The sequence below is a fragment of the Labilibaculum sp. genome (assembly GCF_963664555.1).
GTDB lineage: Bacteria > Bacteroidota > Bacteroidia > Bacteroidales > Marinifilaceae > Labilibaculum.
Window position 1 is genome coordinate 3,227,728 of sequence record NZ_OY761461.1, and the last position, 16,835, is coordinate 3,244,562.

Annotated in this window: 15 protein-coding genes; 4 read left to right on the forward strand and 11 right to left on the reverse strand. The window is 35.3% G+C overall.

Annotated features, from left to right (window positions below):
* The first annotated feature begins 27 nt into the window (after window positions 1–27).
* Window positions 28–2,142 (forward strand): M3 family metallopeptidase, encoded by a 2,115-nt coding sequence (locus ACKU4N_RS12790; RefSeq protein ID WP_321316782.1) that lies wholly within the window; start codon window positions 28–30, stop codon window positions 2,140–2,142.
* Window positions 2,143–2,288: 146 nt separating this feature from the next.
* On the opposite strand, the gene ACKU4N_RS12795 is transcribed toward ACKU4N_RS12790, so the two are convergent.
* Both ACKU4N_RS12795 and ACKU4N_RS12800 read right to left on the reverse strand, forming a co-directional pair.
* On the reverse strand, window positions 2,289–2,876 hold the full coding sequence (locus ACKU4N_RS12795) for a TetR/AcrR family transcriptional regulator (RefSeq protein ID WP_321316783.1): 588 nt from the start codon (window positions 2,874–2,876) through the stop codon (window positions 2,289–2,291).
* A gap of 228 nt (window positions 2,877–3,104) precedes the next feature.
* The gene (locus ACKU4N_RS12800) at window positions 3,105–3,230 is read right to left on the reverse strand and encodes a hypothetical protein (RefSeq protein WP_321316785.1); all 126 of its coding nucleotides are present in this window, start codon (window positions 3,228–3,230) and stop codon (window positions 3,105–3,107) included.
* A gap of 270 nt (window positions 3,231–3,500) precedes the next feature.
* On the opposite strand from ACKU4N_RS12800, the gene ACKU4N_RS12805 reads away from it, so the two are divergent.
* Window positions 3,501–5,021 carry a hypothetical protein gene (locus ACKU4N_RS12805; RefSeq protein WP_321316786.1) on the forward strand — a complete coding sequence of 507 codons (1,521 nt, stop codon included), beginning with the start codon at window positions 3,501–3,503 and terminating at the stop codon, window positions 5,019–5,021.
* 117 nt (window positions 5,022–5,138) lie between these two features.
* Complete coding sequence (locus tag ACKU4N_RS12810; RefSeq protein ID WP_321316788.1) at window positions 5,139–6,374, forward strand: hypothetical protein; 1,236 nt, start codon at window positions 5,139–5,141, stop codon at window positions 6,372–6,374.
* 28 nt (window positions 6,375–6,402) lie between these two features.
* Here ACKU4N_RS12810 and ACKU4N_RS12815 read toward each other — a convergent pair whose 3' ends face one another.
* A complete protein-coding gene (locus ACKU4N_RS12815) occupies window positions 6,403–6,936 on the reverse strand; it encodes a YkgJ family cysteine cluster protein (protein WP_321316790.1) in 534 nt (177 codons plus the stop codon).
* Window positions 6,937–6,978: 42 nt separating this feature from the next.
* Window positions 6,979–7,674, reverse strand: coding sequence for a DNA/RNA nuclease SfsA (gene sfsA, locus ACKU4N_RS12820; RefSeq protein WP_321316792.1), 696 nt, complete (start codon window positions 7,672–7,674; stop codon window positions 6,979–6,981).
* A 78-nt stretch (window positions 7,675–7,752) separates the two neighbouring features.
* Here sfsA and ACKU4N_RS12825 point away from each other — a divergent pair, with 78 nt between their 5' ends.
* Window positions 7,753–8,991, forward strand: a complete 1,239-nt coding sequence (locus ACKU4N_RS12825) for a hypothetical protein (protein ID WP_321316794.1) — start codon at window positions 7,753–7,755, stop codon at window positions 8,989–8,991.
* Window positions 8,992–9,084: 93 nt separating this feature from the next.
* On the opposite strand, the gene ACKU4N_RS12830 is transcribed toward ACKU4N_RS12825, so the two are convergent.
* From ACKU4N_RS12830 to ACKU4N_RS12860, 7 genes are all read right to left on the reverse strand, one after another.
* Window positions 9,085–9,573 (reverse strand): superoxide dismutase [Ni], encoded by a 489-nt coding sequence (locus tag ACKU4N_RS12830; RefSeq protein ID WP_321316796.1) that lies wholly within the window; start codon window positions 9,571–9,573, stop codon window positions 9,085–9,087.
* 207 nt (window positions 9,574–9,780) lie between these two features.
* Complete coding sequence (locus ACKU4N_RS12835; RefSeq protein ID WP_321316797.1) at window positions 9,781–10,557, reverse strand: LytR/AlgR family response regulator transcription factor; 777 nt, start codon at window positions 10,555–10,557, stop codon at window positions 9,781–9,783.
* 30 nt (window positions 10,558–10,587) lie between these two features.
* Window positions 10,588–11,628 carry a histidine kinase gene (locus ACKU4N_RS12840; protein WP_321316799.1) on the reverse strand — a complete coding sequence of 347 codons (1,041 nt, stop codon included), beginning with the start codon at window positions 11,626–11,628 and terminating at the stop codon, window positions 10,588–10,590.
* Between the two features lie 35 nt (window positions 11,629–11,663).
* A complete protein-coding gene (locus tag ACKU4N_RS12845) occupies window positions 11,664–12,701 on the reverse strand; it encodes a sensor histidine kinase (RefSeq protein ID WP_321316801.1) in 1,038 nt (345 codons plus the stop codon).
* 162 nt (window positions 12,702–12,863) lie between these two features.
* On the reverse strand, window positions 12,864–14,303 hold the full coding sequence (locus ACKU4N_RS12850; RefSeq protein ID WP_321316803.1) for a hypothetical protein: 1,440 nt from the start codon (window positions 14,301–14,303) through the stop codon (window positions 12,864–12,866).
* Window positions 14,304–14,891: 588 nt separating this feature from the next.
* Window positions 14,892–15,638, reverse strand: coding sequence for a 3-oxoacyl-[acyl-carrier-protein] reductase (fabG, locus tag ACKU4N_RS12855; RefSeq protein ID WP_321316805.1), 747 nt, complete (start codon window positions 15,636–15,638; stop codon window positions 14,892–14,894).
* A 376-nt stretch (window positions 15,639–16,014) separates the two neighbouring features.
* Window positions 16,015–16,776 carry a hypothetical protein gene (locus ACKU4N_RS12860; protein WP_321316806.1) on the reverse strand — a complete coding sequence of 254 codons (762 nt, stop codon included), beginning with the start codon at window positions 16,774–16,776 and terminating at the stop codon, window positions 16,015–16,017.
* Window positions 16,777–16,835 lie beyond the last annotated feature (59 nt).

The following is a 16,835-nucleotide window of genomic DNA, read 5'->3' on the forward strand; positions in this document are numbered from 1 at the left end:
ATAAGTACTAATACTAAACCTAACAACGTGAAAAAGACTTTTCTTTATGTACTTGTTGCAGGTATCGGTTTAACCGCTTGCAATAGTAACAAAAGTGAGCAAAAGACTGAAAATCCGTTTTTTGCAGACTACAACACTCCTCACCAAACAGCTCCTTTTGATTTAATTAAATTTGAGCACTTCGAACCTGCTTTCACTGAAGGTATGAGGCAAGGTCGTGTGGAAATTGATGCTATTGCCAACAATACTGAAGCACCAACTTTCGAAAATACGATTGAAGCCATGGATAAAGCAGGACAATTGTTGACTAAAGTCAGCAATGTGTTTTTTAATCTTTCGGGCTCAGACACCAATGATTCAATTCAGGCTCTTTCGAAAAGATTGGCTCCTGAATTAACAAAATATGGTGCTGACATCGACCTAAACGAAAATTTATTTAAAAGAGTTAAGGCTGTTTACGAACAAAAAGACAATTTAAACCTAGATACTGAAGCAAATACACTTCTTGAGAAAACTTACAAAGGTTTTGTTCGTGGCGGCGCCGATTTAGATGCCGGTAAAAAAGCAAAACTTCGTGTAATCGATGAAAAATTATCTTTATTAACTCTGCAGTTTGGAGAAAACCAATTGGCAGAAAACAATGCGTTTGTATTGCTTATCGATAATGAAAATGATTTAGCCGGTCTTTCGGAATCTGTAAAAGCAGCTGCCGCTGAAACTGCAACTGCAAAAGGAGAAGAAGGAAAATGGGCTTTCACATTAGACAAGCCAAGTATGCTTCCTTTTCTTCAGTACGCAGATAATCGCGAGTTAAGAAAAAAAATCTACATGGGTTATGTGAACCGTTGTAATAACGACAATGAGTTCGACAACAAAAAAGTATTGTCAGAAATTGCTAACCTAAGAGTAGAAAGAGCTCAATTATTTGGATTTAAGAGTCATGCAGATTATATTCTTGCTGAGAATATGGCAAAGACTCCAGAGAAAGTATTTGAATTATTGAATAAGCTATGGGATGCAGCTCTTCCAAATGCAAAACTGGAAGCTGCTGAAATGCAAAAAATGATTGACAAAGAAGGTGGTAAATTCAAACTAGCATCTTACGACTGGTGGTACTATGCTGAGAAAGTAAAAAAAGTAAAATACAATTTAGACGAGTCTGAACTTCGTCCATATTTCGAAATTAATAACGTCCGCGATGGTGCTTTCGAATTGGCTCACCGCCTTTATGGAATCAATTTCATTGAAAGAACTGATATCTCAAAATATAATAAGGATGTTCAAACCTGGGAACTTCAGGAAGAAGATGGAACTCACATTGGCATCTTCTATTTAGATTATTTCCCCAGAGCTTCGAAGCGTGGTGGTGCATGGATGAACAGTTTCCGCAAGCAATCAGGTTGGGAAACAGAAAATGCTATCACTCCAATTATTTGCAACGTATGTAACTTTACCAAGCCTGTAGGCAATCAGCCAGCTTTGTTAAGTGTTGATGAAGTAGAAACTTTATTCCACGAATTTGGCCACGCTTTGCACGGATTCCTTTCAAGGTGTAAATACAATACTCTTTCGGGTACTGCTGTTTCACGTGATTTTGTTGAATTGCCATCACAGGTAATGGAAAACTGGTGTTTAGAGCCAGAAATGTTAGCATTGTATGCCAAACATTACCAAACCGGAGAGGTTATTCCTGTTGAATTGGTAAAAAAAGTTCAGGATGCTGGCAAATTTAATCAAGGATTTGCTACAGTTGAATACCTTGCCGCTTCGCTGTTAGATATGAAATATCATACTTTATCTGAAGTTCAGGATATCGATGTTGCAAAATTCGAAGATGATTACTTGAAATCAATTGGCTTGATTCCAGAAATCTATTCCAGATATCGTTCTACTTACTTTGCTCATATTTTTAGTGGTGGATATTCTTCAGGATATTACGCATACATTTGGGCTGGAGTATTGGATTCTGATGCTTTTCAAGCGTTCAAGGAAACAGGTTTATTCAACAAAGAAACTGCTGCCGCTTTCCGCAATAACGTTCTAGCCAAAGGCGGTACTGAAGATCCAATGGAATTGTACAAAAAATTTAGAGGTACTGAACCAAATATTGATGCTTTATTAATCAAACGTGGTTTAAAATAATTTGAAAGCTTAACTACAGGCTATTTGCCTTTAGCAGATTTTAAATTAAAAACATAAAAAATCCGGTTCATATTGTGAACCGGATTCTTTTATATATATAATCTCAACTTAAAAGGGCAAGGCTAATAAAAAAAAATCGGTAAAAGCTAATCTTCAATTTCTGCTTTTTTAGTGTACATATTCAAGACTTTTTGCTGCATCTCATCAATTGGATAACCATCAGGTTCCAAAACAAAATTCATAGCAATTCCATCCAGCATCGAGACAAGAAACCGGGTTTCCATCTTTGGATTTTCAGTACCTTCCTTATTAAAATATTTTCTTATTATATTTAATTTCGGGATTACGATCTCGTGTAATTCATGTTTGTACTGGTCAACAACTCCAGGCTGAAGTCTCAAAGAATAGAAAAGCCGAAAGAATTCCAGATTTTTCTCAACAGAATCAAAATAATCATTAATAAAAAACAGTAATTCAACTTCCTGCAATTTTCCATCCTGATTTGGATCTATTCCATCAAATATCAAATGTACCGCCTCAGCAACAATGGTGTGAAGCAAATTCTCCTTCGTTTCAAACAGAGAAAATAACTTTTCTTCATTAATACCAACTTCACTTGCAATCATTGCTCCTGTAGTTGAAAAATAACCATCTCTCACAAAAATTTCCAAAGCAATATTTAGAATATCTTTCTTCAATAAATCATCTTTTGGTATAATTTTCGTTGCTCCCATAACCTGAAATTTTAAAAATTAGCCACTACTCTAGTTCGTAAGTTACAACAGAATTTAGCTTAAATCCAAAATTTTTATTATAAGTAACACTGGTTCAGCCTCAAAACTAATCAACAATAAAATTATATTCAGACAAATTCTGGTAAAAAGCCGGAACATTGCGATAGTTCAATATCACCTTTTTTCCTGCAAAAAACAGAAACAAATATTCTTAAAACCTTAACTGATTTATAAATCAGAGCCTACAATGAATTTTCTTCCAAAACTATAAATATTCCCCAAAAAAGCCATTCTAAAATTCCCTTTACTCAACTTTTCGTACTCCCTACTAAGAATTTTTTGCATTTCACTCATATGTTTTTTTTTACGAATTATTTTTAAGAATATTTACAAAAAATCAATGACCAAAACATTATTTAATGTCATCAACGAATTATTTTTTTACATTAATGAAATTTAATGCCGCAAATCAATTGTACACATAAAATTTACATGATTAGGATAAATAAGTCATCAATTACAAATCATTTGAACTGATTAAAACAAAGACCACAGAAACTCTGTGGCATGCTATGGATAATAAAAAGATCTATAACATCATGAAAAATAAAAAATGACAATTTTATGAAAAATTCAACAAAAGAAATGGAAAATGTTGCCACACTAGTTGCAAACAGCCAACCAGGTGGAGATGAATTCTACGCAGAATTGCAAAAAAAGGCCCAAGAGGCAGTCGCTTCAATTTTTAAATCTCCATTGTATCCAATTCAATATCCATCTCAAGGCGATTTTCTATGGAACTGGCAAAATGGCAACAATATTTTCAACGAATCAACTTACAATTACATTAATTCAGTCGTAGCTCCAGGAGATATTACAAACACTGCTAAGCTTGGAGCGTCCGGAAGTTTTCCAAACGCTTATGTTCAAGTGTTAAATTCAATTGCATACTCATTAAACAGAAATGATCAAGGACAGTTGGATCAGGCAACTAAAAATGCTTCGACACAGGGAAACACTGTAGTTTCTGATTACCAAACTTGTTATGGCAACATCTCTGAAGAAGATATGAAAGATGCAAGTGTGAAAACCAAACTGGACTACATTATTGGTTATATTTTTGGTAGTGTTTGGAGTGGAAAAGAAGCTGCAGGCGAAAGCCCAATCAGCTATACCGAAATGACCGAAGCCAGAAACTTAAAAAAATTATTGCCTAACCGCCCTGCATCAAGTGATCAGGTAATTTCAGATGTTTCTATTTATCTAAACATAATGAGTCCGGTAAATGCTTTGCAAGATACACTGCAAAACGGTTCATGGATCCTTACATCATTAAAAAAATGCACTCAATCTCCTTCAAAAAAGAATGGAGGAATTAAAACGATAAATCCTAATAACGGAGAAATTTCGGACCAATTTAATGTTGGGTACGGTATCAATAAATCAAAACAGGAGATTTCAAACGACTTACAAAACAAAGGCCGTACCATTGAAATTAAAATGGAAACACAATCAGCTTCAGGAAGTGAAATGAATGTACACATTGAAGGTCAGGCCGGATTTAGTGTTGGTTCCTGGTTGAAATTCGGACTTTCAGGCGGAGGCTCATACGACATGTCGAAAGCTGAAGGAACAAGTACTGATTGTTCCGTTTCAATGAAATGGGAAGGATATGCAATGATACCAATGGCTCCTACAGCATGGCAACAAGCTACTGAAAAAGGATGGTATTATGCTGATCCAATTTCTCAAGCTGTAGCTAATGCAGAAAAGGATATCAGCGGGTTTAAGTTTGTGATTAGACCAACTTTCAATATGGACACTTTTACAAATGGTGGGAACTTTGGTATGCTGAACAACCTTTTAATTGCTAACTACCCAACAGTTGAAATCACATATCGAAATGCGAATTTTAAAAAATTTAAGGAAAGTTGGGAAGAACATGCATCGGGAAATCTGACACTTTTTGGTTTTATTAAACTTGGAAGCTTCAGTCAGGGAGTTTACAAAAACTCATACAAAGAAAGTTCTGACAACAGTTCATTTACAGTTACATTCTCAGCTTCGGATGCTATCGTTAGTGTTCCTGAACTACAGCAAAGTGCATATGCTATTGGCGGTGCAATTACAAACCCAGGTGCTTAGCCTATTGCAGCAAATACCTGCTCCCACAATGGAGGTAAATCTTTGGAAGACCTGCTTTTCAGCGGGTCTTCACATATTACATAGATGCTATCATTATCGTAAAAAAGAATATTTGTGATGACTAAATCTATAGTGAAAATACTTTTTCTTCCGCTCCTAACATCTATTGCTCTTTCATATCGAACAGACACTTATGAAATTGCTAAGTATAACAATCTGAAAAATGATACGGATACACTGCATCCGGCATCAGAATCGCTCTACCCTATACTTACAGATGCAATAAACAAAGGAATTGCTTGCTTCTATCAGGAACAGATAACTCTTATTCAATACCCGTCACAAGGTAGTTTGAAGTGGTACTATCAAAATATAAATGGAATATTCAATGAGGGAACTTTCAACTATGTAAGTGCACGGGTACAACCATCGAAAGATTCAAAATATTTAGCATCACTATCGCATGCAGGCGGATTTCCCAACGCTTATTCCAATCTGCTCACTAATATATATTATAATACAGGCGAAACCGAACAACTAACTGATTCCATTCCTCAAGGTCGATGGGCATTATATCAACTTACAGAGAATACCTGTAATCCGACAAACGCAAATGGTGGAATGAAAACAATAAATCCAAATACCGGTACTATTTCAGAATCATATCAGGTTGCCTATACAATCTCAAACTCAATTGATCAACTGAGAACAGAGCTGAAAAATAATCGAAAATCGATAAAAATTGAGATAAAAATAAACAATCCAAACCCAATCAATGTGCAAATTATTACCTACAATGAAACAATAACCGACAGTATTTTATACTGCTTGCCTGATTCGATAACATCGCTTCTTCTCCCATTCAATGCGGGAACAATGGAAAATGGAATACTGGGAATGGAATATTACGGAGTTACGATGTTCAATATCCTTCCTAAAAAATGGGAATCTGAATCAAATACAGGATGGTACAATGGATTTCCGATTGCAGATGCAGTCAAAAATACGAACCCAAAAAATAAAGGATATCACTTTGCTGTGACACCTAAATATAATTTAGGCTTACTTAAAGACGGAGGCGACTTTGGTTTTATTACCAATTTATTGATTTGTGACTCTTTGGTCAGCACACTCTCTGATCTTGAGGAACCTGTTTTAAAGGAAAATCCAAATACTCTCACCCCATCGAACCTATTTCGCGGAAAACGGACTTCAAATGAAAATGTTGTGATCAATCTGAAAGAATCCATTTTCCCAAAATTGCGTGTTCCAATCCTCGAGCAAACAGCTACAGTTATCGGCGGCACTTTTTGTTTTCCCGGCGCAGAAAAAGTAACTCCGCAAAGAAAATGATTGTTGCTGATTAAATACCAGACAGGTTCTATTTGTTCAAATCCTCAACCAAACGATTCATAGAAATCATGTCAAAATCGCCAAACTTTTCGGCTTCGTAATTCTTAACAAATTCCTGATTAATTAGGAATAATTTACTGTTGTAAGTATCCTGAAGAAAGGTATTCTCGCTATGAAAATCCTCAAAACCGGTAAAATTTAACGGACAAGTTGATAATTCCCAATCATCGCCATCAGGACTCATAAATAACAAAGGCAATCCGTGTGTCCGGCAAATAAAAGGCCGGGATTGATAAATTTGACACGAATCATGAATCAGGAAATTACAATCGTCGGCTTCTTCATCCAATTTCTGATACTCTTTGGGTGGGTTTGCTTTCAATTCCTGTAAGATGCTGAAATACTCCACCGGCAAAACCGAAAAATGCATGCAACACTCCGAACAACCTTTTTTGCAAGCCATTTCATCTTTATGCAGGTTGGCTAACTTCTCACTCAATTCGCTAACTTCATTTCTTAATCCGCGATATCTTTCCAATTCGTTTTGTGCTTCGGTATTCATGTTCTTTCTTTTTAGGCTGGCAAAAGTACTTCGTTTAAGTACTTATTCCAATTCGAGAGGCAATAGTTCTCCCAGCTCAATATGTTCCGGCGTAACAATTGCCTGGATCGGATAAACCTCCACTCCATTCTCGTAAGCTTCTTTTAAAGCCATTGCATAATCCGGATCAATATCATATGCAGGTGAAAATTTTTCAACATCTGTTCGTTGAATCACATAAACCATCACGGCTCTTTTGCCTTCTTTCTTTACCTGCATTAATGTATTTAAGTGCTTTTTTCCCCGGGTGGTTACTGCATCCGGAAAACAAGCATAATCACCAACTTTCATACTTACATTTTTCACTTCGATAAAGCACTCTTCTATTTCATTCGAAGCAAAAACATCAAAACGACTATCTCCAAATTTCACCTCTCTTTTTACGAACGAATATCCTCTCAAAGCACCAATTTCTTGATTTTTGACGGCTTCGTAAACCAGTAAATTCGGAACTGAAGTATTAATTCCTACCCAAGACCCGTTGATCCTGATCATTTCCCAGGTATACTTGGTTTTGCGTTTGGGATCATCAACGAAAGTTAAGTACACCTCTGCCCCTTCTTCCAAACAAGATTTCATGCTACCCGAATTAGAAGTATGCGCAACAACAATCTCTCCATTATCCAACTCAATATCAGCTAAAAATCTTTTGTACCGCTTTATTAAGCGACCGTGAACTAATTTATTGGGAAAAATCATATTTATATATTTATGTTGGAAAACCAAAGATAAGCAGATTTCACCTACTTTTGTAAAGTTGAAAAGATATGAATTTGAATGGTACAAACTGAAATTACCCCCAAAATATTTATTTACAATCCAACCTGCGAAATGGCTATTGCTAACGGAACTGTTAGTTTTATGCCCAATAAAACCTTAACAAAGTTTGAGCATGATCTGGATGTATTACCCCTGTTTTTTGCCGGTAAAATGGACACCGTAATGGTTCATAAATTGCCTGACCAGCAATTCATTAACCTACTGACAAAGGCGGGCCTAAGCTTACCAAATTTCAAACCACTAAGCGCAGCATTAGCAGACTCTGATTTTATTAAAATGCCAAAAGGCAGTCTTCATCCCTGGGGGTGGAGTCCTAGAATTCATCATATTCTTAAACCCTTTAAAGAATCATGCAGCATCAATTTTTTAAATCAGCCCAATGCTTTCTGGAAAGAAGAGCATCGTGAGTTATACTGCCGTAAAAAAGCACTGGAAGTTGTAAAAGAGGCAATCAATTGTTCCAAAAATTCATTATTCATTAATATAGATCAAACAGCCAAAATCTGCACCAGTGTTTCAGAGGTTGAGAACCTAATGAGCAAATGGAAGCAAATTGTAATTAAAGCACCATTAAGCTCAGCAGGAAGAGGCATACAGATTCTTCGGTACGCCACTTTAAATGAATCCATTGTTCAATCAATTAATGGGATACTTGCTTCACAATCCTATGTAATGGTTGAACCTTTTTTAAATAAAGTATTCGATTTCTCGCTTCAATATTATTGCAACGGGAAAGGGGAATTAGATTATCTGGGATTGGGATTTTTTGAAACCGATTCGAAAGGACAATATTTGAGTAATTACCTTGGTGGTATTCCTTCAGAAATAAAAGCATTATTAACTGAAAACAAAATTCTCGAACTACAAACCTGCATGTCGAAAATTCTTTCGGATTCGGATATTGCAACCAATTATACCGGTTATTTTGGAGTTGATTGTATGTTGGTTTTGGATCGTGAAGAAAAGCTAAGAATTCATCCCTGTTTGGAAATTAATCTTCGATACAACATGAGCACTCTTGCTCTTTTTTTAAACAAAAAAATTCACCCAAACACAAAGGGAAATTTTAAAATCTTCAATCAATTCAAAGCAAGTTTCGATCAATTTCATCTGGAAATGACAGATAAATACCCATTTGAAATGCAGGATGGAAAATGGCGGAGTGGATATCTGCCACTGGTAAGTCCATTTCAGAATAAAACTTTTGGTGCCTATATCTTACTTAAAAAGGAATAAAAAATTGGGATTCTCTCTACTTGTGAAAATCCCAACAATTTATATTCTGATTTTACCAATTGCCGGACAAATCCATTCATCCGTCCTGAATTTTTAATGATGATGATGCTCTTCCTCTCCAAAATACAAATGAGAAAGCTCTTGAACTGCCTGCTTCAACTTCTCAACATATGTTAGATCTGTAGTTTGTTTAGACTTCATTGCATAAACACAAATTTCGTGCAGAACAGCCAGAAGTTTTGCATTTTTAGCCATTATTTTAGGATCATCTGAAACTTTTACCCTTTGAAACATGAAGTACTGGGTAGCAATATCCTGAATTTTATTGGCATGATCTTCCTTATTTGTGATCCATCGAACCAGTTGATTGTAGTCTGCTTTTTCGGTCGATGATAATTCAGTAATCTTTTTCATGCTTTTCTCAATGGTTTCAATATCTTCCGACAACATGATGATCCGAAGAGAATCGGCATAAATTCCGCAGGGAATCTCGCAATGAGCGTACGTTTTTGATGAAGCCCCAAGCAAGAGCATGAACAAGATTAGAAGGCCTGCTCCAATTTTTGATTGTAAAGTTTTCATGGAAATCATTATTTTTTAGTGAATATTTAAACTTCTTATTTAAAATTAGTCTAAACATTCATAATACAAAAATTTCCGGCTTTTAATTTCCAAACAAAAAACTAATTCGTGTACACTGTACGATCCATAGTACAGAATTCTGTGCTGTCAGCATTTTAGTTTTGCTGTTCATTTAACACTGAAGGCTTAGCTTCTAAAGCAAGAAAACTACCCAATTCCGTTAAACCAATCTTTAAAGCTGCCAACCTTTTCTCTGCTTACAATCAATTCCCTGTCAAATTCCTGCGACAAATCTACTTTAAGACGTGAATTGGAATGAACCGACACACCGTTTATTGAATTGATATTAACGATAAACGAGCGGCTGATCCGATAAAATTGTTGCGGATTCAGCAAATCCTGAAGCTCTTCCATTTTGTAATCGATAATGTAGCGGTTGCCTTCTTTCAACAAAATAAAAACATCTCTGCCATCGGCATAAAACACAGAAATATCCTCTGCCTTAAAAGATCTTAGTTTTTCGCCGATTTTTACCATGAAACGGGTTTTGTAATTTTTTTGAATGCTAGCCAAAGCATTGCTCAACTCCTCTAAATTTCTCATCTCCCCTGCTCCGCTTAAGGATTCCTTGAAATTCTCCAATTTTTTCAGACTGGTATACAGATTATCAAATGTTACCGGCTTTAGCAGATAATCGATGCTATTTAATTTAAATGCATTTAAAGCATATTCGTTGTATGCCGTAGTAAAAATAATAGGTGTTTGAACCTGAACTCTATTAAATATTTCGAAGCTCAGTCCATCAACCAAATGAATATCCAAAAAAATCAAATCAACTTTGTTTGATGGATTTCCCAACCATATAGAGGAGTCGGTAACTGAATCGAATCGATCAATCACCTTTATTTTAGGGTCGTACTTTTGCAGCAAACGCTCCAACTTATCGGCAGCCAACACTTCATCTTCTATAATAACTACATTCATAATTTTGGGGATATGTGGTTTCGTAATTTGCTAGTCTTCTAAATCAATTTTTGGAATGAAAATTTTTGTAAACTCTACGCCTCGATCCCAAACAAGCTCCTTATTTGAATAAAAGCCAATGGCTTTTTTTAGAGTTTTCATTTGAAAATTTAATTTAGGAACCGGAGTTAACCGCTCCGAAGATAAAAAATGAAATACAATATAATCCTCGTTTTCGCTCACATCAACAGCCAATTTGATATTCAAATCAACCATTTGATAATATTCAATCATTTGCAATACCTGCAAAATAGTATTGGGAACAACATAAATCTCTTTTAAAGATGATGCAATGTTCCAATTAACGATAAAATTGTTGTTGTATTTATTATTTCTGATCAGTAAATACTGATTCACTTTCTGAATTTCCTCCTCGATCGAAACAATCTCGGAGTATCTGTTTCCTAATATCCGTCGGTAAAATAAGGCCAGATCATCGATGAACTTTTCTGCCTGATCAACTTCTTTTTTCCGAATCAGACCAATCACACTTTCCAGTGATTGATATAAAAAATCAGGATTAATCTTGTTCTTAAAGACTTGCAGTTCAAACTCTATATTTTTTCGATTCATTTCCTCTTTCTCCAGCAAAAGAACCTTTTGCTGATCTAAAAAGCGGATACTCGTATAAAAAAGATGATATAAAATACCGACCAAAGTGAATACGATGAGAAAAGAGATTAATTCGGCTCTAAACTCGCTTAGTCCCAAAAAATAAATGAAGTAGAGTGAAAAGAATGCAAAAACAAGTACAATTGTGAGGATAAAACTCCCAATAAACAAGAAAAGAGATTTCAGTAAAACCCGTTCTTTTAAATAGCCGATTTTCTCCGTTTGGTAAATCCAAAAGCGGTATACTTCAAACAAGGCAAAAGTTACAATTCCCAAAAAGAGTAATTCTTCAGGACTAAAATTATTTCCAATTTCAGAGAGTCGATCGAATATTAGTAATATCAACAGGTAAACAAATACAGCAACCAATGGTGGTGCACATATCCTGTAAAGCAGATGATTTAAATAGTTAGTCTTCATAATTAACAGCCAATTCTATTGGTTTTGCATCTTAATTATTTCAATTGAGCAATCAGTGGTAAACTGACTTTAAAGTGTTCATTTTTATCCAGAAGAATTGTCTCTTCGGTAAAATAGGAATATCTCTTTCGAATATTTTCGATGCCAATTTGAAATGATTCCGGTTGCTCCCGCAACGGATTGATATTGTTTCGAACGCACAAATAATTCTTCTCTGAATCAATTTCCACAGCAAGCGGCGTAGTCTGCGATATCAAATTGTGTTTAATTGCATTTTCAACCAGCATTTGCACACTCAATGGGGGAACGTAGCTTTTTAAAACGTCATCAGGTAAGTTGATCTTTAATTCGTATGCTTCCTGAAACCGAACCTCTAACAAATAATTATAAGCCTGAACAAAATCCAGCTCCTTTTGCAAAGGAATTAATGGCTGATCGTTCTGTTTAAATATAAAGCGATAACTTTCAGCAAACATTCGGATGAAGCGTTCTGCCTTTTCGGCATCTTTGTACAGCAACGAAGAAATTGTATTCAGGGAATTAAACAAAAAGTGAGGATCCAATTGAGATTTTAACGCTTCGAACTGCAGATTAAGCTGATTGTTGATCATCTCTGCCGAACGAATCTCCTCTTCCTTCATCTGATTGTAAGAATACACTACAAAATCCAAAAGGGAATAAACAAATACCAGAATAAAAAGAATGATGACCGATTTAAAGAATTCATCTTTATACATCAACCAAAACTGGGTATAAGTTAGTTCGGTGCGCAGCGATATTAAAAACATTTCGGAATAAATTGCCACCAGTACCAAACCTACCACATACAGCAAAACACATTGAATTAGAAAACGAAGCGCATGTTTTTGGCGCCAGTTAAAGTTCCTGTTTAAATACTGCCCTATTCCCAATGCCGAAAAACCGGCCCACAAACCAAATACAGCGCTGGGTAAATAACCGTTGAATTTAAATTCAGCACCAGGCAATTCGCCTACATGACCATAAAAGGCCAGCATATAGCACAAAATTCCAAGAACAGGACTGATGATAAAAAAACGCAGGTACTTATTCATTGCTTTTATGGGATTTTTTTGGCCAATCTAATTTCCAATTAAAGATAAGCCAATCAATTTTTATTTGTACGGTATACCAATTCAAATTAGACCTATGCACTATTGCACATGCTGAAAGCAAACCATTAACCGCTGATCTGATTTCTAAATTTACTTTCAGATCTATTTGAGTTTATTGCGGGAATAAATTGCTTTCATCACCTTTCCATATTCATATTCCGAACTAATTTCCTGTGTGGCATTAATTAGTGCCGCCCGAATCTTCTCATTCTCCAAATCCATTTTCTGACTTGCCTTGATTAAAAAATTTGCTAATTCGTAGTTGGAAGAAATATTCTCAGCTTTCGAAATTAATTTCAACTGCTGTTCTACAGTTAAGTCTTCCTGATTTAACAAATAATTGTAGAATTTACTCAACTCGTAAGATGAAGAAATATTATCGGATGCTTTTATCAATAAGTCAAAACGATCGGTGCCTAAGGCCTCATATCCAACCAACTCATTCAATATCTGCGTATAGGAATAATCAGATGATATCTCTTGAATCAATTCATTAAATTCATCCAGATTCGACTTATTCAGCAAACCTCTCTTTATCATTGAACCAATAATCTGTGTCATTTCATAATCGGATGATAAGCTGCGGGTTAGTTCAATTATTTCATTCAGATTTTTCTCTGAGAGTCCATCTGCGTTCAGCAATGATTTAATAATCTGAGATTTTTCGTAATCCGATGAAAGATCTTCCACTTCCTTAAGCAAAACAGTTAATTGTTCATTGGTAAGCTTGTCATCATGCAAAGCCAGCTTCATCAAATTGGATTTTTCGTAATCCGATGAAATTTCATCAAAAGCATTAATAAAAAGCGTGAAGTTTTCGTTGGTTAACTCATTCAGTTTGTAAACTGATGACAGCACCTGCGATAGTTCGTAGTTTGAAGATAATTCTGCCAGACTGTGAAAAAATTCGGCCGAAACATCTGCGTCTTCCAAAAATACGGGGTTGTACTTTTTATAGATTTGAGACAACTCATAATCCGAATTAATCCGGTAAGGAAATTCCCGAAGCAAACTCTGCAGTTCAGACTTACTCAGCTTATTATTCTTCAAAAGATATTCTACCATTCTTGAACTGTAATAATCACTGTCGGTTTGCTCAAGCTCCGATAAAAAGCCGGTAATGCCTTTTTTCTGATAAATCTTGTTGACACGTTTTTCCAAATCGAGCCCTGAATTGCGGACAACATCAGGCAAAACCTTTTTCATCCATTCCCTGCCTTTGGGTTCAAAATTCACCTCCTTATTTCCCTCAAAATATCTGTAAACAACACGCCCGTCTTCCGAACTAACATATAGTTTTCGTTTCATCCCAAAACTCACCATGCTGATTTTCAGATACCCATTATCCGATATGGATTTTATATCTGTATAATTATCATTGAATTCAATATCTCCATTGGTCGAAATTTTAAGATTTTCAGTATTCCAGTTCGAATTCCAACTAATCCTAATCTCTTTATCAGGTTTAACTGCAAAACAGTCGTCAGCCGGATTTAGTAATACGGCCGCCATAATTACTAAAAAGTGAATATATTTTTTCATATCGTATGGATTAATGTTTGTTTTTATGTCTTTTGTTTTATTTCCTACGATACAATATTCCGAAATACTTAGTAGAAAGAAAAATGAAATGAATTCAACTGTAGAATCATTGTAGTGAATTGTAGTTTATTCCGTTCCTTTTCGGGATGCAAAAAGGAAAGACATCTCCATTCAGCTATCAAAAAAAAAGTTTGGTGAGCATCCGGCACAAGCCAGACAATCAAAAAAAAGTTTGGAGAGCATCCGGCGCAAGCCAGACAATCAAAAAAAAGTTTGGAGAGTATCCGGCACAAGCCAGACAATCAAAAAAAAGTTTGGTGAGCACCTGGCACAAACCAGACCATCAAAAAATAGTTTGGTGAGCACCTGGCACAAACCAGACCATCAAAAAACAGTTTGGTGAGCATCCGGCGCAAGCCAGACTATCAAAAAATAGTTTGGTGAGCATCCGGCGCAAGCCAGACCATCAAAAAATAGTTTGGAGTGCACCTGGCACAAGCCAGATTTTACTTTTGTCCCTCCTTTACAGGGATTGAAAACAAAAAAGCCACCCCGAAGGATGGCTTTGAAATATGATTTTGCAATTTCTTACATGTTCATACCACCACAAACGTGAATGGTTTGTCCGGTTACGTATGAAGAAAGATCGGAACCTAAATAAACACATGTTTTTGCAATTTCTTCAGGAGTACCGCCTCTTTTCAAAGGAATTTTACCAGCCCATTCTTTCACAACATCTTCAGGAAGTTTTCCTGTCATTTCTGTGATAATAAAACCCGGAGCAATTGCATTGGAACGAATTCCACGGGAACCCAATTCTTTAGCTACTGATTTTGTAAAGCCAATAATTCCTGCTTTAGAAGCTGAATAGTTAGCCTGACCGGCATTTCCGCTAACACCTACAACAGAACTCATGTTGATGATAGAACCACTACGTTGCTTCAACATTGTTTTTTGAGCTGCTTTGGTAAAGTTGAATACAGATTTCAAATTCACGTTAATCACCATATCCCACTGCTCTTCAGTCATACGCATTAACAAAGTATCTTTAGTGATACCAGCGTTGTTTACTAAAATATCAATAGCACCAAATTCTGCTACAATTTCATTAACTACTCTGTCAGTATCAGCAAAGTTACTTGCATCCGATGCATATCCTTTGGCTTTTACGCCGTAAGAAGCAATTTCTTTTTCAGTTTCGATTGCCTGCTCATTGTAGAACAAATCAGTAAAAGCAACATTAGCACCTTGTTTTGCAAATTCGATTGCAACTGCTTTACCAATACCACGGGATGCACCGGTAACAATAGCTGTTTTTCCTTCTAATAACTTCATGAAATTCTATTTTGATTTTTTAACTTTCAATACATGAACCGGATTCCCCGGTTTTCAAACCTAAGATTTCCAATGATTTAATTTGTGATTCATCACAAGCTCATTCGAAAATCGAAAACAAATATAAAATATTTTCCCCTATTTTACTTTATGAATTTGGATTTTGAAACTGCTACCAATACTTTTCAATCGATTTTTAATCTTAATTCATCACTTACAAAAGCCAAACAATCAAATGGGTAACTTATCTATTCTGTAGAATCAAGGCCTCCAATTTCAACAATATTTCACTGGATTTTCTTGGCAGAAATAATTCTGTATTGGTTATCACAACTTTCCGTCAATGCGTCTTCAATTATTAAAATATTCTTAATACTTATCTAGGATTCTGTTTAAGCTTATATTGCTTTAAATACTCCTGCTTTAACTTTAATCCACTAGCTGTAAATTTATATATAGTACCTATTGCACCAAATTTATCTGTATCCTGTATATAGTCATATTGACTTAAGAATTTTACTAAAGGTGTATAATCTGATGGATTATCTCCAGCAATTGTCTCTATTAAATCCTCTAACTCTTTTATAGAATACTCCTTTTCAATTTTATTGAGCACATCACTTTCAATATCATTCTCTCTAAAGGGTTTATTGCTTGATTTAGTAAATCCCAATATTCTCTGCTCTAATTTTTCATTCTCGTTTTGCATCTCAACCCTGCGACCTCTCTCTTCCTCTAATCGCTTTTCAAGTAAGTCTCTTTCCTTTTCTAGTTGTTGGTACGTACTCTTTAAAACTACAGAATTCACATCCGTCATCTTATAAACAAACGGTGTCACTTTTTTCTCATAGAAGTTTATAATTAGTCTACTGAAATTGAGAAGGAAATAAGTAATAATTAACACCACTACTGATATGATCAAACATTCAACAAGATTAGTAGTAAATTTAATTGGCTCTAAATATCCTCCAATAAACTCCCATTTCTTTTCAAGAGTCCAAGCCTTATCAAAATTAAATACACCAAATACCAACTTCCAGTTATGGAATAGCCATACAATTATAACAGTACCTAAAAATGGATTCGTTGTTTTTTGAATAATATTATCTCTTAGAGAGGCAAAAGTTTTAGCAAACATTGGTTTCGTATTTTAATGATCTACGAATTTAACAAATAATCAATACAACAACGTCACAT